The sequence below is a fragment of the Streptococcus sp. k-163 genome, assembly GCF_013277555.1.
GTDB lineage: Bacteria > Bacillota > Bacilli > Lactobacillales > Streptococcaceae > Streptococcus.
Window position 1 is genome coordinate 89168 of sequence record NZ_VMND01000007.1, and the last position, 25405, is coordinate 114572.

Sequence of the window (25405 nt, forward strand, 5' to 3'; positions counted from 1 at the left end):
TTAGCCTCCTAAAACAGTTTGCATGGTTTCCCGATATCGCACCAAGTCAACATAATTTGCATGTTGTCCTTGTTTGCCAAGTGCCTGACGCATTTGCTCAACATCTGAAAGAGCCAGTTTAATGGTCTCAACCAAAGCAGAAGCTTCACTACTTTCAAATAGATGATCAGGAGCGATATAGAGTCTATTGTGTACCGTTTGGTTAAATCCAAGAATCAAGAGATTATGTTCAAAGGCCTGACGCACCGCCTGCAACAACTCATTGCTGTGGTTTATATCCAAGTAAATATCCGACAGTTGATACAGCTCCTGAATCTTCTGTGGACTAGCGTTCTGATAAAGGACCACATTAGGATAGCGAAGCATGTCTAAGAGCTTAGAAGACATCTCTGTCACCGCTGCGATACGGAAGGTAACATCAGGCAAGGCTTCTACGATTGCTTCTACTTGCTCAATCTGATCTGAATTAGTCAAGATTAAGGTATCTCGTCTTAGGAAATTATCACGTTTGAACTGATAATGGTAACCCAAGTGCACAAACTGATCATGGTATTTCTCGTCAGTCAACTCTAAAGCACGTTCATAAGTCGCCTTATTGGGAATGATGATTTTCTTAGTACGCACATCATCACTTTCCAAAATCAACTGCATATTGCCTGGAATGGTATCATAGAGAGGTTCCTGCCAAACCAAAACATCTGAGCCAGACTTATCTGGATGATGGAAGGAAACCAAGAAAGGAGTCGCTAAGGTATTAAAGATAAGCTGATGACTATCCAATCCTAAATCTTGCAAAAAGAAGATTATAAATTCAACCTTATTTGCAAAGTAACGCATGGACTGACCAGGCAAAGTCAATAAGATATCACCCGTCACATGGTTTTCAAGTAAAACTTGTTGACTATTGACATCTTGGTAAACTGTCATAATCGGCTCACTATCTGCGCTATAGGTCGTTGTAGCAAAGCAAGCACCAAAGCGATTATAATGATCAACCTGACGTACTCGACCTTCTAGATCTTTCCAGTCTACTTGCTTAACCAAACGAGCCTGCAAACCATCAGCATAATGAATGACGGCTCTCTCCTCTGTCATATCTTCAATACGAGCAGACTGATTATTTCCTGAAATTTCCCAAAAAGCTGGAACAGGAACTTGGTTAAAATAAAGAGGTTTTCCCTTTTCATATCCTAGATAATAAGTAAAAGGAGAGACCAGACCATCAGGAAGAAAACCATCTGCATCGATGACTACTCCAAGTTGAGAAAGACCAGTAGCGACTAAACTTTCATGTAAATCTCGACTTTCCTGACTATAACGATCATAAAGTTCAATCATGGAGCACCTCCTCTACTGTTTTCTTCCACTTTTCTAAAATTTCTTCTGTTAAGAAGCCTTCTGCAATTTGGTAAGAATGGGCACGCATGGCTTCCAAACGATTTTCTTGATACACTTGGCAAATCTTAGCTGCATAAGCTTTCTTGATTTCATCCTCCACATGGTCAGATGAGCTTGGAATCAAGTAGCCATTTTTACCGTCTTCAATGAAAGTTTGATTTCCATATGGAACATCAAAACCGATTAAGGGTAGACCTGAACCAATTGCTTCCATCAAGGTCAAACCAAATCCTTCGCTAGTAGAAGCCGTCAAGTAAACCTCATACTGGCTATAAATCTGCGAAAGTTCCTCATGCCCCTTGAGCTGTATATAATCCTCAGCCTGATGAGTTGCAATAATGTCTCTAAGCAGAGAATCTTCTCCACCACTACCATAAATATCAAAGGTTAGTTCAGGTATTTCCTTACGAGCTTCAATGACCGCCTTGACCAACCAGTCAATGTGTTTTTCTTTGGCAAGACGTGAAGCGGTAATCAATGAAAATGGCTTACGTCCTTGACTTGACTCGGTCAAGGAATCAATACTTCCTACAGGAATGGTAACAACCTTTGGTTGGTGCTGGGTGTATTTGGCAAATTGCTCTTGCAGAACTTCTCTCTGCTTATCAGTTGATACGATAAAGAAGTCAACCTTATCTGCATTTGTAAACTGATAGTCATAGTAGTTGTTCCAAAGGATATAGTCCTCATTTGTAGCATTTTCACTATAATGCTCCGCATGAACAACTACCGCTAAATGCGCTGCTTGTGCTTCCTCAAAAACAATCTGTCCAATGCCTGTCTCCCTATCAAGAATGACCAAATCAGACTTATTCAAATTCAAGGATTTCATAAAGGCACGCATGAAGGCTTGTTTCCCATATAAAATCTTATCCTTGAAACGATAAACTTCTTCCTTCCCTTGATTCATCAAGATATCATAGGCCGGAGTTCCGTCTTCATTGTAAAAAGTTCGTTGGTATAGGACTGCAACATTGTCCTTGGGAGCAAAATACTCGCTACAATAACGCGTATAAGAAAAGTAATCCTTACGAATCAGTTTTCCTTTAAAGACATATTCCGCGTGTTGAACCAAGTCCTTGTCCTCATCTACCAAATAACAGGTTACAAACTTATCTTGATCAGAAAAGAAGACACGCAAGACCTTACCATTTTTTTCTCTGTGACTTTCTTCACCACCGAAATAAGCCAGGACATCATCCACTGTCACGCTAGTCGGTGCAATCTTTATGTCTGTAAAATGATTATAAAGCCAGATCACCTGATCATCATCAAAACCAATATTAGATGTTAAGTGCTGAATGTTATCAGCTAAAATCATATCCGTAAAGATAAACTTAGAGGACAAATTTAATTTCCGAAAAACACCCGCACGATAGGCTTGGGCATATTCAACACCACTGCTGGCCCAACCAATTCCTAAATTTATGTTATAAATTGTCATATATTCTCCTCTTATGGGAAATGAGTCATAATTTCACCTTTAGAAGTAACTTCAACAAGTCCCATCAAAAGATTACGTACCATATCAGACCGAATCTGTTCTTTCATGGCTTCAAAACCTGCGTAGGCTTCTTGATAGTACTCTACGATCGGGTTTTTCTGACTAGCAGACTGGCCACCGATAGCCATCGATAACTGTTGGAGATAGTCTACCTGCTCTACCCAGTTGTCATCAATAGCCTTGAGCATAGAAAGTCGTAAATACTGTTCATACAGACCATGCTGATCAAGTAATTCTTTCTTTTCAGAAAGTTCTTTATCAATCACCTGCTTCATAAAGCTACGAACTGCGATTTTGTCAGTCACATTTACATAGTCTGGAACTTCTTTAATATGGAAACTAATATTGGTCACAATGAAGTGGAAGAGTAGTTCTCGGCTTTCATAGTCTGAAGAAGTCACTTGATCTATGTAGCTAGCAATGATTTCATCAACAACATCTTCTAAGTCACGAGAACCATCTATTAGACGATTACGCTCCTTATAAATCATATCCCGTTGAATATTCATACTCTCCGCATATTCTAGTGTCTGACGACGCGCCGTACGTCCAGCACTATCACTAGCATGCTGAGCCTTTTCTACTAGCTTACGATATTTACGACCTTTCAGTACTTCCGGTTGAGTCATATCTTTAACTTGGTAGTCTTTATACTTTTTATGCACCCAAGATGGGCCAAATTTCTTGATAACATCGTCCTCTAAAGATACAAAAAACTTACTCATACCAGGATCTCCCTGACGACCAGAACGGCCACGAATTTGCAGGTCAATGCGTTGACTTTCCATCCTCTCCGTTCCAATAACAATCAAGCCCCCAAGCTCTGCTACTCCTTTACCTAGCTTAATATCCGTACCACGTCCTGCCATAGAGGTAGCCACTGTCACAGCCCCCATCTGACCTGACTCGGAGATGATTTGGGCCTCACGCGCCGCATTATTAGCGTTTAGAACATTATGAGCAATCCCTTCACGAAGCAAGAGTGATGAATAAAGCTGAGACATTTCAACTGAGCCTACAAAAACGAGCAAGGGATTTCCCTTAGCATGGTATTCCTTAATGTACTCCAAGGAAGCATACACTTTTTCAGGTAAAGTGATATATAGATTATCTGGATAGTCAATCCGTTGTCTAGGACGATTGGTTGGAATGCGCACTACAGACATATTGTAGGTTTCAATAAACTCTTTTTCTGCAACCTTACCTGTACCTGTCATCCCGGATATCTTATTGAACATTTTAAAAAGACTCTGATAGGTGATAGAAGCCATAGCCCTTGTTTCTGGAGATAATTTGACATGTTCCTTTGCCTCAATGGCCTGATGAAGACCTCCTTGAAGTTTAGTTTGTTCCAACAAACGACCTGTTCCCTTATCTACCAGTACCATTTCGTTCCCACGAATGACATAGTCCTTGTCTTTGGTAAAGAGTTTATGGGCTCGAATCGCATACACTAAATGACGAGCAAAGACCGCATGTTCTTCCTTATAAAAATGATCTATTCCTAAGAAACTTTCAGCAGCCTTAGCCCCCTTGGTAGTGAGCCAGATTTCATCCTTCTCCTCTTTAAAGATATAGTCCTCCCCTTCTACCAAAGTCGTTACCAGCGTGTCAATAATACCGTAGTGATTAGACTGAACACGCGGGGCTCCGGCAATGATCAGAGGTGTCTGAGAACTGTCCAATAGAATATCATCAATCTCGTCAATAATGACGTAATCAAATGGTCGTAAAAATTTTCCTTCCTCATTTGAGGCTAGATTATCATTTAAATAATCAAAACCTAAATTACTATTAGTTGTATAAATGATATCGGATGCATAAATTCTTTTTTTCTCTTCTGACGTCAATTCCTCTTTAGGATCATCTGTAAAAGGTACCCCAATTGTCAATCCTAAGAAACGGTAAACTTGTCCCATCTCTTCAGCATCGCGTTTAGCTAGATAGTCATTGGTGGTAATCAGCATGGTTCCTTTTCCTGTCAGGGCATTGAGATAAACAGGCATAGTAGCTGTCAAGGTTTTTCCCTCACCTGTATTCATCTCAGCGACATTTCCCTGATGGATAACAATTCCTCCCATGACTTGGACATCATAGGGAAACATGCCCAATACACGTTTATCCGCTTCACGAACAACTGCAAACGCTTCTACCAATAGGTCGTCAAGAGTTTCACCCTCAGCAAGACGTTGACGAAACTCCACTGTTTTTGCCGCTAGTTCTTGGTCTGATAAAGACTTCATCGTTCCTTTAAGGGCATTAATCTTCTTTAAAATTCTTTTGACTTTACGAAGTTGGAAATCTTGATATAAACCTTTAAACACGATTCATCTCCTTAATAGAAAAAGAATAGAAATCCAAGGACTCAAAACCAGCACTTAGAAGGGAAACTTGGTAGGTATAGGTATCATCAGGATAAGTAAAATCAAAGACTTTCATTTTTTCAATTTTCTCTTCAATCACATCTCCGTATCTATCAAAAAAGGCAATCTTTGTATAAACTCCATTTGTAGGTTGGCATTCAAAATTCATGCATAATTGATAATCGTGATTTCTTTTTAACAAAGGGAGGCTAGGCTGAGTACGAGCAGCCTGGTAATTGACATTAGAAAACCATGTTTTTAAGATTTCTCCTGATGTCACTAAGGGATTATATAGACTAATATGTTTGTCTTCATAATAGGTTACCTTACTACCATACATAAATGTCCCCCCTACTTCGCCCCACTTAATGTCTGTTCTCTGATTGATAATCATTTGTCCAACCTTCCAAAATCTGATTTCAAAATCATACGGTAAAAATGTAGAAACCAAGCAACATTGGTATCTGTATCATCATTATGTCGTCCATCTGTACCTTTAGACAAAATCTTAGCCCCTGTATGGCAAAGATGTTCTACTAACTGATCGTAGGCTTTGCTGTCCATATCTTCATCCTTCATATAGGACAAACCAAAAATTGTCTGGGTGAAATCAGCCTTTTTAAAAGCATTCCAAAAAGTTTGATCCAGATCTTCCATATGCTGGGGACTAACTCCGCCCGTCTGATGTCTCAGTACATCAAATCCTGTATTAAATACTCCTGGTGCCTCTAAACGCCCTCGTCTTGCAATAGTCCCAATGTTAGCTAGTGGCTTCCCGACAATAACTGCACGCGGTTCAAAAGTGGCTCCATAGTAGAGCGATGGAAAAGTTCCCATTGATAAGCCTGATAAAATTAAATCTTTAGATGTCAAACCAAGATAATCCAAATAATATTGAATGGTTTCCTTAATCTTATTCTCTAATCCTTCACTACCTAAGTAAAAGGCTCCACCCACAAGACGAGGATCCGAAAATAGAAGAAATGGACATCCTAAATTTTTCATCATAAAATATCCTTCAAATCCCTCAGCTGGACGAAAACCTGAAAAGTAAACAGCTAAAGGTGGCTTAAAATCACCTGGATGGAAAAAGTAATTAATTTCATCTCGATTTTCGTCATGTAATATGTTACCACCAAGGACAAATTTCCCAAACTGTTTTCGGCTCCAACGTTGGTGAAGATTCCCTAACTGGAGTTTGCCTTCACCACGTCCTTCAATCGATATATATATCAAATAATTAGCCTCTTTACTATCCATAATTATAGCTTTTTCTAAATCAGCTTCTAAATAAACTTCCTCTTCAAAAAATTCATCCACTGAACCATTCCATATCTTGCGAATCACCAACCTAAACTCAAAATTTCCTTGTTTTTTGTACTCTAACCATAGTTCTATGGGTAAGTTTTTATCGACCATAAAATTATAGGACCAGTAAGCTAGTTGTTGGAAATCCTCTCCAAAATTCCCTTCTAGAGTCACGTGTTCAAATCCTTGATAAGAAATAGAACCTTTAAAGGAGGGATGAATTTGGATACCAGATGGAAATAGTTTATCACCGTAACCTCCACCAAAGAGAGAAGTGGACAAATCATTGACTAATTGCTGAGGATCTGAGAAGTCTATAGCCTGAGCACACCTCTGCTTTAACAAATCAAAAATAACCGAATCGGACGTCTTAAACTCTTGATCATAAAAAAGAGTGTAAGGCTCAATATGATGAATAAAAGGCAGTAAATCAGATAAATACTGTCCATCCTCTATTAAGATAGCATGAAAACTGGTTATCCCTTCCATTTCCATCATTTTACGAAGGGCTAGCGGTGAGTTGGGACAGAAGTAATACCAATCCATGTTTTCAGGAATTTCATAATGATGAGCCCAATTATCAATCCCTATCTGTAGGATCTTATAATCCTTTGACATCTGTAACCTCCTCAATCCAGTGATGCAACTTATCTAAGAATCGTTGTCCAGTATGCTCCTTGATTTTATCAATAGAGTATACTAATGCTTGGTTCCATTCTTTCAGTTTATCTGTATAGTAATGTGCCGCCTTGGAAAATTCGGTCACATCTGAAATCAAATAACCATTTTTCAAATGTTCCACATAGACGGTTTCGACCTGATTAATCTGAGGAATCCCTGCACTAATACCTGCTATTTGGGTATAGAGGTGGGGTTGTTTATTGAGATCCACAATCAAACGAACAAACTCTAGTGTCTTAATCAAATCCAACTCGTCATTCATATTGACAAATTGAAAACGTAATTCCTGCTCTTGATTTTCTTCTAAAGGATTTTCTGCCTCACCGTAATCTATTCCTTTTTTTAAACTATCAGTATGGATTTGTTCCTGAATGATTTCATTGACAAGTGATTCTACCTCTTCCATTTGTTGCTGACTAGCAGAAAAGGCACCAAAAATAACTTCTGTATTTTTTGTTTCAGCAATGAATGATAAGACCTGAAATAAGGCTTGTCTATCAATTCCTTCAGAAAAATCTAATTGATAATAAATAATCGATTCTTTTCTAGTCTGACTTCTTCCCAGTCGTAAACGCGTATCAAAAGGAGAAAGATGATAAAATTTATCCGATAGAGTAGGATATAGTTCCTGCAAGAGTTGTAAACTATCTTCTCTATCTACTAAGACTATATCTGCCTGATCAAATGATAGAGCTAAGTCTTTAAAACTAGCTTGAGCATTCCTATTAATGAAAAGACTCAATATTTTAGCAGTTTCACTTGGTAGGCAACTGAAGATAAATTGGTCATGATAGGGATGAGAAGGGATAATGAAAATATCCTGTTTTTTTTGTTTCTTTTGAATATATTTATCAAAAAACTCTGCAACCAATTGACTCATATCAGCGTAGTGAAGATGTTTAAATTGATAGCCAAATATTGGATTTACCTCTACTCGGCCTCCCTCGTTTAAATACTCTCTAAATCTCCAAATCCCCTTAGGATTCAAATAGTCCTGATAGGTAGGCTGTCCATCTTCGAAATAAATAACACTTGATACAAAACCACGGTCATCCATAATATAGTGCTGACTTATCTGGCCATTCTTATCAAAGTATTGGATATCACTGATAAATCCTTCTACTCCATGCTCCACCTTTGCATACTTTTTACCATTTTTTTGAACCACTATCGCAAAAGGACTATAAAGAAATTGACAATCACTATCCCACTCTATATCTCTTATATTAAGAACCTGAGTGTGGGGGTCTTGCAAGTCTTGCATGTCATCAAAGATAGAATAGACTTCTGTCTCTAATACACCATGTCTATGTAAAAAGTAACGCAAATGTGGCTGATAGGCTAATACTAGTAGTCGAGACGGTATCCCTTGTCTTTGAAAAAGCCTAATTTGATTGAATGTATCATCAAATTCAAGCTTAAAGTGAGAATAATACCATGGAGTCAAATCAGCGTGCCATTGGCGGTTTGAACCATACCAAGCTGGTATAAAATAATACATAAAAACCTCCTAAATCAAGGGTTTATAAGTTTCATTTAATCTCAGAGCTTTCATTTCATCTTTAATTGTAAAAATCATACCTCCGAACATCATAAATAAACCTGGAATCATAGCAATCCTCAATAAATTTTCATCAGATAAAACAAATAACATTGGAGTACCTGCCATCAAAACATTAAAGATTCCTCCTATGATCGAAAAGCGCAACACTAATCGATTAATAAAATGACTTGTTTCCTCTCCTGGGTAAACTCCATAGATATACTCTCCAGATTTCTTCATCCGATCTGAGATTTGGTCTCCACTCATATTGACAAAAGCAAAGGCAATACTAAATAAAAAAATCATGGCAATATATGAATAAATCCATAATGGTTTTCCGACTCCATATTGAGCCGATAGTTCAGAGAAAACTGATGACTTCGGAAAAAGAGTCTGTAACAATAAAAAGATATAGGTAGGTAAACTTAAAAAACTCATTACATACATAAAAGGCATACCACCAGCTGGATTTAACATTATTTCCAAATAAGAATAGCGCTTAAATCGACTACGTAAACCAATCTTATGAACTGGTATACGATAACGCGCTCTATACATAAGTACCATCATATAAATTAATACAATACTACTCAATACAATAAGTAACATTACACCCATAGAAATTCGAACAAGCTGAAATGTATTTATAATATCTTGTGGAATATTTAAAATAATACTAGCTAGTAAAATAACTACAGAACCACCTACTCCAAGTTGAGCATTTAAATCTGATAACCATATGAGAAAGAAGGAGCCAGCTATTAATAACAGAGTATTCATTATGATCACTAATAAGGAGGAATAAAGATGTTGTATCGGTAAATTCAATGAGAGCGCTAAAGATTGAATCAAAGCAATGACTAGTGTTAAATACATCTTTCTTCTATCTTGAACTTCTACTGCCCCTGAAGAAATATTCAATTTCTTAGAAAAAGAGAGTAGTTGCCATAGAATCATTGACGACATCCATGGTGATAATCCTATAGAAAACAGAGACAAACTTCTCAGATTCCCTCCTAGTAGTGCTGTTGAAAACGCCAAATATGCCGTTGAACCACCTAGAAAGTCTCTACTGTTCAAATCAACAAAAGGAAGAGTAAGTCGGCTTCCCAATACATAGATAAACAGCAAAAATAAAGTTATCAATCCCTTTTTTACTGCTATTGATGAATAAATTTTTTTCACGAAATACTCCTTATTAAATCTTAGTTTGAATTTCACTATAGTTAAAATTTGTACTTGACTTAAGACTAGTTTTCCAAACTCTTTATAGCTTTAACCATTTCGTCAGGTCTATCTACAGAGAAAATACCACTGTAAATACTATCATCTAAGAATTTCCTAGTATTATCAAAAGTAAATATTTTTATCTCTTTATCCCTGGTCCTAGACAAGACATCCAAAACCTCTGCTCCATGATTAATATCTAAATAGACCGTCGCATCATCTAAAAGCCAATCAATCCTATTATGAATGATACTCTGATAAAGTTTCACATTTTCATAAACTGAAAGATGAGTTAAAGCAGGAGCACAATATACTGGAGCTCCGATATTAAAATGCCAATCTGGTAAAGACTTTATTAAATATTCTAAATGCTCTACTTCTAAAACCCATGTTGCAATAAAAGCATTCTTCTTAGATTGGTTACTACGTTCAAAATAATTAAGATTTGCTTTTTCTGATATCATTTCAGACCAATCTAAATCTCTATATACCCACCACAGTTCTCGAAGACGCGATATACTATAAGTCTTCCAAGGTTTATCAGGATCTGCAAAATGCGTAATTACCGGCCACTTTTTATTTAAATTTTCTATTTTCCCTGACATATGTAGAAAATCCAAACCAGTTAATTGATTAAACTTGTAATCTAAATGTAACCATCTAGTCTCAAAATAAATATTTAAGATACTTTGGTCTGCCATTTGAACTTGATCTTGCTTTTCTTCTGTCAATACCAATAACTCATGCGTAATATTTTGATCTCTCCACATATCATTATTGATTAATAATACTCCAGCATGAAACCATTAATAGAAAGTTCCTATCCATATTTGTCCTGTACTGCTGCTATAGAATAGCCATTAAAATCTAATTCAAATAAGGGACTTAAATCACCACTCACAATCAAGATATAAAGCTCTACCTTCTTCAACAATGTTAGGGATTAAAAATCTATAAAATGTAGCATAGTTTATAGAATTTGCCGTTTTAAAATCTTTAAAGTCACTAGAATCCAAACGAATATTTTTAATACTGGAATCAAAATATTTTAATTTAGGAACTAATAACTTAAACCATTCTGGTGCTATATCACTATTTAAAATATAAAAATCAACTTCTGTATTATGACAAAGAATCGACTTAATTGTTGTCTCTAACTAAACTAAATAAGCATTATCCGCTGCTAAGACAATTAATTTTCTTATGACTTTCCTTCCATAAAATTCTTAATCATTTCTACCATATCATCAGGTCTATCATGATGGCAAATCCCAACATATCTTTCCTCAGGTATACCAGAGAAATATGTGTTATCAAATGTTAACATTGGTTTTTGATGTTTTTTTACATACTCATAAACTATGTCCATTTTTCCGTCATGATTAATATCTAAATATAAGTCTGATTTCTCAACTATTTTCTCTACTAAAAGAGGCAATATATTTGGATATAAAGTCACATTATGAAAACGAGAAAGAGAAAGCAGCTCACCTGACATATTTGTAAATGCCGTAAGATGAAAATGGACATTGGGCAATTTCTGAATAAGATAGTCAATTTTTTCAACATTCCAAGAATTAGTTAAATTGACACAGTGAAATTTTGGTAGATATTCTTCAACAGTGTAACAAAGACCTTGTTCACTCCAATGTTTAACAACTTCAGACCACTCGAGTAAGTTATAATGCCACCAAACTTCCCTTAATCTACCTACAGAAAATTGATTCCAAGGTTTATCCTGAGATAAGAAATGTAAAATTGTCGGTAATGGATTTAATGAAATCTGAAAAATAAATTCATGATTATGTGCTGCAGCACCATAGTCAAATCCTATTTGAAAATTGTAATTCCAATCTAAATCTTTGTAACAATCATGAAAGAGCATATTTAAAATGGACTGATCTCCTTCTGCCACATTTTCATGTTCTTTTTCTGTTAATTCAATCAATTTTTGTCGAACATTTTCAGATTTCCATTTTTTATTATTGATTAAAAGAACACCAGCGTTAAAGCCAATTCCTACTCCAAAACAAGAACGTGCTGCTGCCAGATAATTTTCACCTAAATCTAGTTCAAACAAATCGGTCAAATCACCAGTTACAATCAAATCACTATCTAGATAGAGAGCTTTATCTTCTGTTACAAAATCTGGTATAAAATAGCGTGCAAAGGTCATATGATTGATATGAGGCAATTTATTTGACCAGTTCATTTGAAATTGGGGACCAATTAACTTACAATCAATCAAGTCGCTTCCTATTTCTTGTAATTTTGGTCGTAAGAAACGAAACCACTCTTGAGGAATGTCTTGATTGAAAATATAAACTTTCAAACCACTATTGTGATAACACAAAGATTTTAAGGCAGTCTCAATCTGTCTAATATATCCATAGTCTCCTGCAAAAACTACAGCTTTTTTATCTTCTAACATTTTATCTCCTTTAAGTTTAAGGTAATTCATTACGATAAGACAGTGAGCACTTGACTATTATATGCCTCATCTTCTATAAATTCAATATCTTGATCAAAATTATGTTCCGCAGTATGCTTGTGATGCAATTTAACCTTTGTATCAACTCCCATTTTCATCCATTCATACTCTGAATCAATATGACCAATATCTAGAACCCGATAACCCTTCTTAAAAAGATTATAGGATAAAATTTTAGCTGTAGGACCAAGCATACATAAAATAAGGCGATTTTCAGCATACTGTAATACAGCTTCTTGAATCTCTTCTATACGCGCATAAGCATTATGGGAGGGACAGATAATCCGCTTAATTGAATTTGCTCCATCAAATAAATCATTACCTACACCTGAACGAGAAGTTACTCCTTCTACAATCAGAATGTCCTTATCCTTCCAAATTTGTTTTAATTTTTCAAACTGACTAAACGATTTAGATTTGTCCACATAGTCTATGTATGGCCGAGATACAAATGTAGTCCCATACCAATCTGCTCTAGCTAATTCTACATAATCTTTTAAATGATGTTCTAAATGTCCCTTCCAGAAGGCTTCCGCTGCTGGTGTAAAATTAGAACGATCAGCAAATACATTTGGTAAGCCGATAACTAATTTTTCATCACTTTGAAGAGAAATAATCTCTTTCAACTGACTTGCAAGATTCTCATCATATACTTGATAAGGAATAGATTTCCCTAACATTAAATCCATCTCTCCATCTCCAAAGCGAATAATAGAAGATTGGTTTTCTATTACATAATCTAGAGTTTGACCGATATCCTTAACAATAATCGCTGGAGTTCTTGCTTGGAATGTTCCAGAAATAAGATTTTTAATATCTTCTACCATACGTTCAGGTGATTTTGAAAAGTATATCTGTTGTCCAAAAGAGCCATGTTGGGTACTCTCAAAAGAGAAAATGATTTTATTCATTTCATAAACTGACTTCACAATATCATGTGTCGAATGACCACAGCTAATATCCAAATACAAGCCCATTCTTACTTTTAATTGTTCTAATTTTTCTATAGTTATAGCTGGATGTAAACGAATATTTCGATAGTTATTTTGTAGTTCATATAACTTAGGCCCCATATCTGTCCAAGCTGCGACATCAAAAATAACATGTGGAAGATATTGAGCTAAATAGTCTAATTGTTCAATGTCTTGTGTATCTGTAAATATTAAGCAATGAAATGTCCCCTGATTATAATCTTTTAAAAACCGAGAATGGCTAGCATAGTCTTTGATAGCTTCTATCATTAAATTGATATCTTCTTTGTCAAATACCATTTGGTTATACATTCCATGCTGTGTATTGGAAAAGCTTAGGATAGGAATCCCAAGTTTATCAACATCTTTCAAGATACTGTCAACTTCCAATCCCTGATGGATATCCAAATAAATACCCACTTTTCTTTTCAGTTTTTCCAGTACAGGTGGAACAATCTGTGGATGTAATCTCACATTATCATATACAGCTAATTTTGTTAGTTCCTCACCCATATCCGTCCAAGCCGCAATATGAAATACCACATCTGGTAGAGCTGTAACCAGCTCCTCTATTCCTTCTAAATCTTGGGAATTAGTTAAAGTTAAACACGAAAATTCTCTATCTAGACGAGGTAGAAGTTCAAACTCTCCTATATGGTGTTGTAAAATCTGACTCCATTCCAAATCATGGAATTCCCACCATAAATCACGATAACGATTGGCTATCAAGGTAGTCCAAGGCTTTCTGTAGGTCGTAAAATGAATCACCACTGGTTTGTCATTAAAAGCTAGATGTTCCTGCCAATTATTATACAAAGCAACACCATCATATCCTACTTGTAAATTATAAGCTCGACCTAGCTCCAACCAATCATCTTGCAAGACTTGATTGAAAATCGTTTGATCTCCATTAAAATGTTCAAAACGACCTTCTTCAACTTCCTTTGTTGTTAGGATAGACTGTTCAATTAGTCGTTCTTTTAGTTTCTCTTGACGCCATTTTTCATTATTGATTAGTAGAACACCAGTATTAAAAACTTGACCATTTGCATCTCTAATCGCTGCGAGATAACGTTCTTCTATATTCTGCTCAAATAGATTGTCTAATTTATCATTGATAATTAAATCACAATCCAAATACAAAACCGTATCTTCTTGTATATAATCTGGGATAAAATATCTAGCATAAGCAATCGAACTAATGTGAGCTTGTTTTTTCCAATTCTGAAATACAGTCTGTTCAGGTAGTTTAACATCGATAATCTCACTACCTAACATGCGAGCTATTTTTCGTGGTTTTCGAAACCAATCTGGCATGATATCTTGATTTAAAATATAAATCTTAACATCTCGGTTGTAGTATAGGATAGATTTTATGGTTGTTTCTAATTGCGTGGTGTAATTACAATCACCAGCTAATACAATTGTTTTAATCATCTTATTCTCTTAAGCAATTCCCAAATGGTAGATTGCATCTACCAATAATTTTTTAGTGAAATAACCCTCTTTTAACAGATAGCTAAAGATCTTTATCCGATTCGTCATTTCTTGATATTCTTGTTGATTCATTTTATCAACTATCTCATGAACCTCTTCTAGGCTATCTGCCACAAAGCCCAAGCCTTGATCTACTATAAATTTAGCAGTTGACAAGCTACTTGGTACAATTACCGGTATGCCAGCTGTCAGATAGGTACTAACCTTATGAGATATATTCAGGGTGTAATATTGGTTACTTTCTCCATCATTTTGATGAGTTCCCCAGACAAGACCAAATCCACCTTTTGATAATTCTAGTAACAGTTCTTCGTCTTTTTTCCATCCTTCAATGCTAAGATTTCTAGCGTTAGAACTAGCCTCACCTTTATTTGAAAATACTCTTAAAGGCGTATCTTGAGACCAATTTTGTAAGTCTGGAAAACGCTCTAAACTTCCAGCAAAAAAAAGTTCTTTTTTAAAAGTTGGAGTATATAAGGATAAATCATGAGGATGATCCCACATACCTTGAATAAGAATCTTCTTAGTTGTCAGTCCTTCTTCAATCAGGCGGTCTTTCATTCTCTCTGACGGTACTATTAAAACATCTGATAAATTATACATATACATGTATTCTTTCATGAGATAATAGTTACTGTCAAACATGAGAGGGACAACATCATGGATAAAGCAAATAATTTTCACCTGCATATCCTTCAGCTTATCAAATAAGACACGATCAAATTCAAAGCCATTCCAAGTAGGAGACTGAAAGACTAATATATCTCCAATAGAGATACTGGCCATAATACCATCCAGACGCTTATTCATTTCAGAAGGACTATCTGAAGCAATATTGTAAAAATAAATACCAACTTCTCTAAATCCCAGTTGACTGGCTATCTTTTGAACAGCATTTTGAGCTAGAATGACGGTACTATCGCCAGCCATTCCATATAAGTTTGTTAAATGTAGTTTCATATTATATTATCTCATTTTTTATTACTATCTACGGAAGTAAAGACAATTTTTCCATCATTCTTCTATAAATATCTGTGAACTGTATATTTTATTCTTCTTCAAGACTATCTAATTGATTTCTGTCAATCAAAATATGGTTTATTAAATCATAACCCAAACTAACTAGGATAGACCACCTTTGAAACTCTTAGAAGTATCTTCCAGGTCCAGTAAGTGTCAATTCTTTAACTGCCTATATTTTAGTATCTATCACTATTCAATAATTCTTTAATCGTATCTACCATCTTTTCCGGTCTCTTAGATTCACAGATGAAACTTGCTTTTTCTACATGATGACAAGTATTATCAAATGAAAGAATAGGTTTTCCAATTTGATACACCTCTTCAATAATATTAGCAATTTCATTTTCATAATTAATATCCAAATAGAAATCAATCTTTTCTATGACCTTTTTGAAATTCATCGGATTGAATGAAGGTAGTATTCGTACATTTAAATATCGTTGTAAATCAACAATTTCAGATGCAAAGCCTGTATGAGCCAGAATTGAAAAGTGAACCTGCGGTAATTCTCTAATCAAATATTCCAGATGCTCTATGTGACAAGTATTTGTAAAAATAGCTGTATGATAGAGTGGTGCTTCTATGAGTGAGTTTAATCCCTTCTTAAAGTCAGCTTTTCTCATCACAATATCAGACCATTCCAAAGAATAATAGAACCACCAATCTTCTCTAAAGCGATTTAAATTCACTTGATACCATGGTTTGTCTCCTGTAAAATGAATAATTTTAGCAGTCTCTTCTAGTTCTAATGAATCAGTATACCAATTTTCAATTTGATAATTTCTTGCAACTGTATCCATTCCAACCATAAAATTATAAGAAGAATCTAAAGCATACCAACGATTTTCAAATAATTTATTTAAAATCCCCTGATCTCCGAAAGTACTAGTATGAAATTCATTTGTCAACTCAAGAAGTTTTTCTGTTGCATTTTCTTTTCTCCATAAAGCAACATTAATTAGCATAACTCCAGAATTAAAAGTAGATGGAACTAAGGCATCTGCTACAGCCACTAAAGGGTAATCAGTAATATCCTCTAAAAACAACTCATCTATATTTGTTCTAACTATAATATCTGAATCCAAATACAAGACCTTATCTTCCTTCACAAATTGAGGAATAAAATAACGAAAAAATGCAGCATAACTCAAATGAGACAATGGAAGATTATAGTCTCGTAGACTATGATTTGTTATTTTCACATTAACAATTTCTGACGATAATAACTCTAGTCTTTTAGACATTAATTGAAACCATTCTGATGAAATATCATCATTAAAGACATAAAATTTCAAATTACGATTGTGAGCACAAATTGATTTAATTGTTGTCTCTACCTTATCTTGATAACCATTATCTGCACCTAAAACAATAACTTTCTTTGTCATTTATCCCTCCTCTTAATCTATATACTTTCTAATTTCCCGAACCATTTGATCTGGATCGGTAGGAGAAAATACTTGAGCTCCCTCGTTGCAATGATTTGTATTTGAAAAAGAAAACACTGGTTTCCCCATATTCATTACTACATTTGTAATATCATCAATCTCATCATGATAGTTTATATCTAAATAAAAATCTAATTTTTTCATTACTTTATCATAAGAAAAACGATTGTACTGTTGATAAACTGTTACATTAGGATATCTCATTAAATCAATAATATTAGAGGCAACCCAAGTATGAGCTAATATAGAAAAATGAACATCTGGTAAATTTTCTATTAAATATTCTACTTGCTCCAGCTCACAACTATTTGTAAAAATAGCTGTGTATGCCTTAGGAATAACTGTCAAATCTTGATATGTCTGAAATACCCTTTCTTTACGTAACAAAATATCCGACCAATCTAGCCCCTGATAGAACCACCAAATATCTCTATAACGATTTTGACTCATATGCAACCAAGGTTTCTCTCCTGTATAGTGGATGATATAAGGCAAAACATCGTCAGGAAGGGCTGAATTGTACCACGATGATAGTACTTCTGGAGTTGCCTCAACAGCGATATGAATTAAACTATCTAAACCAACCATAAAATTGTATTTACGATCCAATTTTTTCCAGTTTTCCCCAAATACCATATTGAGAATACCTTGATCCCCAAAAACTTCTTGATGATGTTTATTTGTTAGCTCAATTAGTTTTGCAGAAAGATTTTCTTGTCTCCATTTACTAACGTTAATCAACATCATTCCTGAATTAAAGCGATTTTCATACCCTTTTACAAAATAGTCCCGAACACCAGCAATCCAATAGTCTCCTAATTCTTCCTGAAATAGTTCATCCAACGAATGAGTCACTACTATATCCGAATTAAGATATAAGGCTTCTTCTTCCACTACAAAATCTGCTATAAAATATTTAAAAAATGTAGCGTAGGATAAATAAGCACTTGGAAGATGATAGCCCTCTAATTGATGATTCGAAATCTTGACATTGACAATTTCTGAATCAATTACTTTTAATCGTCTATTCATAACTTGAAACCATTCACTCGGAAGATTATCATTAAAAATATAAAATTTTAAGTTTCTATTATGCGTACATACCGACTTAATTGTAGTCTCTAGCTTATTTAAATAACCATTATCTGCTCCAAGAACGATTGCTTTTTTCACTTTATTTCTCCTCATAGATTATCCCTGTTAATAAAAAGTCTAATTCCTCTAGCCTCTTAGTTTCAATACTGTTTTCTAGTCCTTTTTCATTTGCAATTCGATGCCAATAGTCTAGATAAAAATGATGTTATTAAACGTACTGACTTATATCGTAATCTTTTTATGCTACCATCGTAATCCTTTCCAATCTCAAATCATGATTATCTCTAATCATTTTTTCTGAAAAACCATTATTTGAAATGCTAATCTTTCGAATACGATATATAAGTTATTTTTTTACTTGCATAGATAACTTATAATTTGTACCTATATCTTCTTTAATCCTTCCTGCTGGAAATGTTATTTGATCAAATAGTTCACGTTTTGACAATATACACCATGAAGTTTGCAACGTTGAGTCTCCCCCTTCAAATTTAGGTAGCTGTTCGACTACTTTTCTCCCACTATAAACATTCTCATACTCATCTCCATATTCATAAGCTCTTTCCTCATCATAAGCACCATAATAAACTATTGAAACATCTACATTATACTTTATCATCAGTTCATATAAAGTTTCTAAGTAAGAAGAATCTACAAAAGTAAGATATGTCCCTATCGAACGTTCAATTCCAATATTTCTCGCTGAAGATAATCCACCATTTTCTTTTTTCAAAATAACGGAAACGAGTATCCTTAGCAAGATATTCTCTACAGATATATGCTGAATTGTCTGGGGAGGCATCATTGATTAATAAAACCTCAAACTTTGATACGTCTGATTCTGAATACTATCCAAGTACATTCGTAAATAATTCTCAACGTTATAGACTGGATCTGCGATACTGATTAATTCATTTCCATATTATAATTACTTTTCTCCTAAAATTTTTTGTATCTCTGTCACCATTCCATTTGCATCTTCTGTTCTAAAGACTTTACTATATCCACTTGAATCATGACTAGTATTCTCAAAAGTATAGACAGGTTTATTCTGTTCTATTGCTCTATTAACAATACCATCCACCTCTCCCCAATGGTTGATATCTAAATAAATATCTGATTTCTTCATCAAATCCTCAACAATATCATCATGATGAACATTTGTGTATATATTCACATTTTCATAACGATTGAAACTTTCAAGATAATCCGAAATATTTGTTTTAGCTGCTATATGAAAAGCTACCTCTGGCAGATTCTGAACAAGATAGTCTAAATTTTCTAAAGTGTCTGAAGCTGTTAAAGTGAAAACATGAAACTGGTGTTGTTTCCTTGGAATGATTTTCAATTCCTCCTGAGAGGTAACGATAGAATTAGCTGGTATATCTTTATAAATCAGAGCATTTGCTCCAATTATGACATTATCTCCAATAGTCACTCCTTTTAAAATGACAACATTAGTTCCAATCCAACAATTGTTTCCTATCGTTATTTTGTCAGCAGTAAATTGAATTTTTTCGATATGGTAATTTGAGTATTTATGATTATGATCAAAAATCCTTACCCCATCTCCAAACATGGTATCCTTACCAATTTCAATTTCTTTACCACAACGAATCGTACAATGGTCATTAAAGAAAACTCTATTTCCAAGTGTTAATTTAGCATTATTAGCTACTTCTAAACTTACAAATGAACGAAATGTAACATCTGTTCCTAATTCAATAGTACTAGTAGGAGAAATCTCTATATGATGAAAATCTCCTAATAACTTTACCGAATCTTTAAAATCCATGTTTATCTTCCACTTCTCTTAATTTTTCAATCATTGTTTGAACTTGTTCTACTTTGTAGGTTATCTGTCCCACTTCACGATATTTTGTATTTTCAAAAGCTAAAATTAACTTTCCTCTTTCTGAAAATTGGTCTAACATTTCCTCTGTTTTTTCACCATGATTAATGTCTAAAAGCACCTGACTAGTCTCAATTAATTCTTGATCCAGTTCTACTAAATAATTAATCCCAGCATAAACAGTGACATTTGGATAGATCAACAATTGTTTCAAACGATCACTGACCATTACTCTAGCCGCTATCTTAAACTGAATATCTGGCAAGGATTGAATCAATGTATCAATTTGTTCAATATGATCTGAAGACGTATAAATTAAACAAGTAAGAGGTTCTCTGATAGGATAGATATGGGATTTTTGTAGTGGGTGTAAATGATGATTTTTCCCTAACTCTGTCCATTCAATACTATGATAATACCACCAAACATCACGATAGGTCTGCGCAGCTAAATCAAACCACGGCTTTCTATGTGAGAGATAGTGGATAATACTAGGATAATCTTGACCTTCAGGAAATTGATAATCAGTGAACTGTTTATGAATGACAATATGATTATAATCAAAGTCCAATTCCAACCATCTGTTTTCAAAAAGCATATTTAAAATACTCTGATCAGCCTGATCAACCTTATCATGCCATTCATTGGTTAAGTCAATCAGCTTTTGAGTCATATTCTCTTGCTTCCAAAAAGCATTATTAATCAAGAGAACACCTGCATTAAAGATTTCTCGACCGAAATAGGCTCTTCCCCCGAAATCTCTAACAGCAGCCAAAGGATAATCTTGTAAATCAGTAGCAAACAAGTCATCTAGATTTTTCGTTATAACTAAATCACAATCCACATATAGAGCCTTATCTTCTTTCACGAAATCAGCTACAAAATAACGCAGAAAAACAGTGTAACTAATATCCGTTTTATAACGTGAAATTTGCTCAGACGTCACTCGGCAATTGATAATTTCTGAATCAAACTTTTCTAAGCGCTTATTTAATTGCTTCATCCATTCATTTGGAAAATCACTATTAATCAAATAGAAACGGATGGAGCGATTGTGGTAACAAATAGACTTGATAGTCGTTAAAACTTGGTCTACATAGGCATAATTTGCTGCGAGGACAATAGCTTTCTTTTCATTTTGCACCTGTACTGATAACTGATTTAAAAGAGTTCTTTTCATTTCAAACTCTTTATACGTTGCTGTAGCAGATAATCCACTAGCTTGACCGTTTGCTAGACTGACTTCCAGCATCTGACGATAAACTGCCAAGTGTTTTTCAAGAGGATATCCCATATTAACTAGTAGAGTAATACGCTCAGACATAGCATCAACCAAGGCATGCATCCACTTTTCCGTCCAAATTCTGGAGCTACTTCCTTCTCTTTGGCGATAAGCATATAAGCCTTTATTCAAATAAATTGTCTTCTCAGCAAGTAAGTAAATCTTTTGATTGAGATAACCATCTTCTCCTAGCTTACCTACATCAAAACGTAAGTGCTTAACCAAATCTGCCTTATAAAGCTTTCCCCCAACAGATATCAAAGCGAAACTCTTCATTTCTTGAGACTCGTACAAGTTTTCAAAGATAGAAACATTGTCATAGACTTTCTCATAATAGGAATCTCCAAATACATGGAAGTAGTACATCCCCTCAGCTTCATTAAAAGAATAATAATTTCCAACAGCAATATCAGCCTGATACTCCGTTATTTTTTTATATAGGATTTCTACATAATCTAACTCGACCCAATCATCCGAATCAACAAAGGTCACATAAGATCCAGTCATTCGATCTAAGCCCATATTTCTTGCTTCAGATTGCCCACCATTTTCTTTTTCAATGTAAACAATACGATTATCTTTTTGTGCATACTCTTGACAAATTTCACCCGAATTATCTGTAGAACCATCATTTATGACAATAATTTCAAGATTTTTGTAAGTTTGGTTAATTAAACTATCCAAACATTTATCTAGGTAATGTTCAACATTATAAACGGGTACAATTACCGTAATTTTTTCAGTCATGAAGCTATTCTCCTTTCCTAATATTATAACATTTTTTTGCTATTTTTTAAGCTATTAAGGAATTTCCAAATTAAAAAATATATTTATTTCATTGATAGAATCATTCATACCGCACTAAATTATAATTATCTCTTAAATTGAATAATAATGCAAAATATAAGTTAAATAACTTAAAATATTTAGCGTTATAATCTTACTGCAGTTACACAATAACATTTTCGAATGATCAATCCTAAAGATAAATTTTTAATTCATCTCAGACATCTAAAAAATGACTCGTCTATATGCATATCAAGTATCTTTTAGAAATCTATCGATGTAACTAGCTTTATTATTTTAGAATAGCTATCTAATAAACGTAAAAAAGCGACCCACATCAAAAATTAGATAACATTCTAATTTTTGAGTATAAGCCACTTTTTCTATCTAAAAATAGAGAAACACAAATTTGTGAAATGTGTTTTACTAACCTTTAAAATATTTAGCTGCAATTGCTTTTTTGACAAAAACTTGTTGATAAGATTCCACGTCTCCATGTTTAAGAGTTTCTTCTTCATGAATAGATAATCGCCATTTATAAGCTTGAATTTCTCTATCTAATAACTCCTGAGGAGCTCCAATTAATTGGAGAATAGTCATACGTTCTTCAATACTCTTTAAGGGATATACATCTGCAAGATTGACTGTCCTTGTAACACTTGTAGAACGTTTTCTATGAATATAAATAGCCTTATTCATAAAAGCAATTTTATCTGCCTGAAGATAAACTTTATAAGTTGTGTAATCATCCTCTACACTTTTATCTGTTGGATATACAATATCCTTAAACAGCTCTGTCTTGTATAACTTCGCCCATGGAACTGTGAAACATTGACTGAAATTATACTTACTGTCATATTGATGGTTAAACCATTCAAATGGCGTATAAGTCTGCTCAAAATAATCATCTGCTCCTACATGAATCAAAAAACTAGCTTGATCATCCAAAAATTGAGTAAAGTTTCCGATTGCAATATCTGCATCTGTTTTTTTCAATAAATCATAAAGATTTTGGATATGATCCAACTCCAACCAGTCATCATTATCTACAAAAACGATATAATCCCCAGTTACAACTTCCAAGGCACGATTGCGGCTAGAAGAAACTCCACCGTTTCTTTTATGATAGACTTTAACACGTTCATCTTGATTTTGATAACGTTGACAGATTGCTGCTGAACCATCTGTTGAGCCATCATTAATCAAAATAATTTCAAGATTTTGATAGGTTTGTTGAACGATGCTATCCAAACATTTTTCAAGATATAGTTCTGACATATAAACAGGAACGATAACACTTATTTTTTCCATCATTTTAATCATACACTCCTTTTCTGATGCAATATATAAAACACAAAGTCGATTTCAGTACAGTAGGTATTTTTTAAGATATGCCCTAAATCAATTCTAATATTTCTAATAACGGTTTAGTCACATTTAACTTCCCCAGCATTTTGTAAGTATTCTTTTATAAATCCTGATATATCCTTACTCATGATTTTATCCAATCGTTCAGAAATAATGTCTTCTGGCCAATTCCACCACGCAATTTCTAACATTTGTTCACGGAAAGTAGGCTCTGCGATACGATAACGAATCACTTTGGCTGGATTGCCTCCTACAACAGCATATGGTTCTACATCCTTGGTCACTAGAGCACCTGCTGCTATGACTGCACCATCTCCAATAGTTACCCCAGCCATGATTTGAGCATTGTTACCAATCCAAACATCATTACCAACTCGAGTTGGACTTTTCAAAATATGATCATCAGTCATCTGCAATGACTCATCCGTGTAAAATACTTCTAAACTCTTGAATGGATAAGTTGTAATCAACTCTAAATCATGATTTGCAGTGATAAATTGAACATTATGCCCAATAGAACAATAATCACCAATTATAACCTGACCTCCGTGGTCATAGTCAATTAATTGTGGAATGCCATATGTATGTTTCCCTACCATTAAGGCTCCGTAATCAATTAAATAACGACAAGTATATTTTGTCAAGTAATCAAATAAATCTGGACGCGAATCATATATTCGTATTTCTAAGGGAATCGTTTCCTGATGTAATCCTTCCCAGTAGGAATGCCCTACTTCTTCATAGCAACACTCAAAAACTGCTGTTAGTTGCTCTGACTTAGAATATAATTTAAGTTTGTGATCTTCTAATTTCCAAAACCGCTCATTATCATGACCTGCTCCACCAATATCTCTAATCTTACCATCAGATAAGAATTGAAAATAACGTTGGTGTTGCTTATTTTTATGTGAAAATAGACAGAATTTTCCAGATAGCAATTAAAACTTCCCCCTTCAACTAAATTGACTATATCTATCAGTGTGTCTACAATATGAATAACTTGTCATCCAACTAAAACTTTTATACAAATTTAATGTTACTAACCATTAATATAGAGGTACTATATAGCGTTCTGTTATTATATACATCTTACCACAAATAGCCTTATAATAAAAGTAACTTACATACAATTAACAACTCGGAAATATAATCATACACAATTCAATGTCATGCCGATGAAGTTTTATTTCTTCAAGGATATTAATCAACAAGTAAAATGAAGTCTTAAAGTCTTGTTTACCATAGGCTACAATCGTACAGGAAAAATGTGAATACAAATATCGATCATTAGTGGACATTTACGACGAAATAATGCAAAAAATCCCCTGGATGAGTTTCCATCCAAGGGATTTTTCATAAATCGAAATAATAATAATACTTTTTATGTATTTTTAACCCGATTACTCTTCATCATCACGTTTACGGCGTTTCGCGATCAGACCTAGACCAGTCACAGCTGCCAAGGCTCCAAGGAGTACAGATGTCTTAGAAGCTTCTGTACCTGTATTTGGCAATTGCTGTCTTGACTTACCTGCTGATTCAGAAGCGCTTGTGCTTGCTGATTCTGA

General features: G+C 34.4%; 19 protein-coding genes and 1 pseudogene. All 20 read right to left on the reverse strand.

Annotated elements, in window-relative coordinates:
• Nucleotides 1-1338: an accessory Sec system glycosylation chaperone GtfB gene (gene gtfB / locus HT731_RS02520; protein WP_173277519.1), complete on the reverse strand. Its 1338-nt coding sequence runs from the start codon at nucleotides 1336-1338 to the stop codon at nucleotides 1-3.
• Entirely contained in the window at nucleotides 1331-2842 is a 1512-nt protein-coding gene (gtfA, locus tag HT731_RS02525) for an accessory Sec system glycosyltransferase GtfA (protein WP_173277520.1), read from the reverse strand. The genes gtfB and gtfA overlap by 8 nt, the downstream gene beginning before the upstream one ends.
• Before the next feature lie 11 nt (nucleotides 2843-2853).
• Nucleotides 2854-5226 carry an accessory Sec system translocase SecA2 gene (gene secA2 / locus HT731_RS02530; protein WP_173277522.1) on the reverse strand — a complete coding sequence of 791 codons (2373 nt, stop codon included), beginning with the start codon at nucleotides 5224-5226 and terminating at the stop codon, nucleotides 2854-2856.
• Entirely contained in the window at nucleotides 5219-5659 is a 441-nt protein-coding gene (gene asp3, locus HT731_RS02535) for an accessory Sec system protein Asp3 (protein WP_140833568.1), read from the reverse strand. The genes secA2 and asp3 overlap by 8 nt, the downstream gene beginning before the upstream one ends.
• Nucleotides 5656-7191: an accessory Sec system protein Asp2 gene (gene asp2, locus HT731_RS02540; protein WP_140833570.1), complete on the reverse strand. Its 1536-nt coding sequence runs from the start codon at nucleotides 7189-7191 to the stop codon at nucleotides 5656-5658. Before asp2 ends, asp3 begins: the two co-directional genes overlap by 4 nt.
• Nucleotides 7175-8755, reverse strand: a complete 1581-nt coding sequence (asp1, locus tag HT731_RS02545) for an accessory Sec system protein Asp1 (RefSeq protein WP_140833572.1) — start codon at nucleotides 8753-8755, stop codon at nucleotides 7175-7177. The genes asp2 and asp1 overlap by 17 nt, the downstream gene beginning before the upstream one ends.
• 9 nt (nucleotides 8756-8764) lie before the next feature.
• Nucleotides 8765-9982 (reverse strand): accessory Sec system protein translocase subunit SecY2, encoded by a 1218-nt coding sequence (gene secY2 / locus HT731_RS02550; protein ID WP_020900722.1) that lies wholly within the window; start codon nucleotides 9980-9982, stop codon nucleotides 8765-8767.
• A gap of 65 nt (nucleotides 9983-10047) precedes the next feature.
• Nucleotides 10048-11169 (reverse strand): annotated as a pseudogene (locus tag HT731_RS09335) (glycosyltransferase).
• Between the two features lie 56 nt (nucleotides 11170-11225).
• Nucleotides 11226-12455, reverse strand: a complete 1230-nt coding sequence (locus HT731_RS02560) for a glycosyltransferase (RefSeq protein ID WP_173277524.1) — start codon at nucleotides 12453-12455, stop codon at nucleotides 11226-11228.
• Nucleotides 12456-12484: 29 nt separating this feature from the next.
• Nucleotides 12485-14923, reverse strand: coding sequence for an SP_1767 family glycosyltransferase (locus tag HT731_RS02565; protein ID WP_173277526.1), 2439 nt, complete (start codon nucleotides 14921-14923; stop codon nucleotides 12485-12487).
• A 9-nt stretch (nucleotides 14924-14932) separates the two neighbouring features.
• Nucleotides 14933-15943, reverse strand: a complete 1011-nt coding sequence (locus HT731_RS02570) for a sugar transferase (protein ID WP_173277528.1) — start codon at nucleotides 15941-15943, stop codon at nucleotides 14933-14935.
• 239 nt (nucleotides 15944-16182) lie between these two features.
• Nucleotides 16183-17394: a glycosyltransferase family 8 protein gene (locus HT731_RS02575; RefSeq protein ID WP_173277530.1), complete on the reverse strand. Its 1212-nt coding sequence runs from the start codon at nucleotides 17392-17394 to the stop codon at nucleotides 16183-16185.
• 12 nt (nucleotides 17395-17406) lie between these two features.
• Complete coding sequence (locus tag HT731_RS02580) at nucleotides 17407-18627, reverse strand: glycosyltransferase (protein ID WP_173277531.1); 1221 nt, start codon at nucleotides 18625-18627, stop codon at nucleotides 17407-17409.
• Nucleotides 18628-18895: 268 nt separating this feature from the next.
• On the reverse strand, nucleotides 18896-19285 hold the full coding sequence (locus HT731_RS09340) for a hypothetical protein (RefSeq protein ID WP_345889914.1): 390 nt from the start codon (nucleotides 19283-19285) through the stop codon (nucleotides 18896-18898).
• Nucleotides 19233-19358 (reverse strand): hypothetical protein, encoded by a 126-nt coding sequence (locus tag HT731_RS09550; RefSeq protein WP_260424852.1) that lies wholly within the window; start codon nucleotides 19356-19358, stop codon nucleotides 19233-19235. The genes HT731_RS09340 and HT731_RS09550 overlap by 53 nt, the downstream gene beginning before the upstream one ends.
• 119 nt (nucleotides 19359-19477) lie before the next feature.
• Complete coding sequence (locus HT731_RS02590) at nucleotides 19478-20344, reverse strand: DapH/DapD/GlmU-related protein (RefSeq protein ID WP_173277533.1); 867 nt, start codon at nucleotides 20342-20344, stop codon at nucleotides 19478-19480.
• Complete coding sequence (locus HT731_RS02595; protein ID WP_173277536.1) at nucleotides 20334-22430, reverse strand: glycosyltransferase; 2097 nt, start codon at nucleotides 22428-22430, stop codon at nucleotides 20334-20336. The genes HT731_RS02590 and HT731_RS02595 overlap by 11 nt, the downstream gene beginning before the upstream one ends.
• A 465-nt stretch (nucleotides 22431-22895) precedes the next feature.
• Entirely contained in the window at nucleotides 22896-23780 is an 885-nt protein-coding gene (locus HT731_RS02600) for a glycosyltransferase family 2 protein (protein ID WP_173277547.1), read from the reverse strand.
• 116 nt (nucleotides 23781-23896) lie between these two features.
• A complete protein-coding gene (locus HT731_RS09490) occupies nucleotides 23897-24436 on the reverse strand; it encodes a CatB-related O-acetyltransferase (RefSeq protein ID WP_173277538.1) in 540 nt (179 codons plus the stop codon).
• A gap of 801 nt (nucleotides 24437-25237) precedes the next feature.
• Complete coding sequence (locus HT731_RS02610) at nucleotides 25238-25351, reverse strand: LPXTG cell wall anchor domain-containing protein (RefSeq protein WP_061088362.1); 114 nt, start codon at nucleotides 25349-25351, stop codon at nucleotides 25238-25240.
• Nucleotides 25352-25405: the final 54 nt, after the last annotated feature.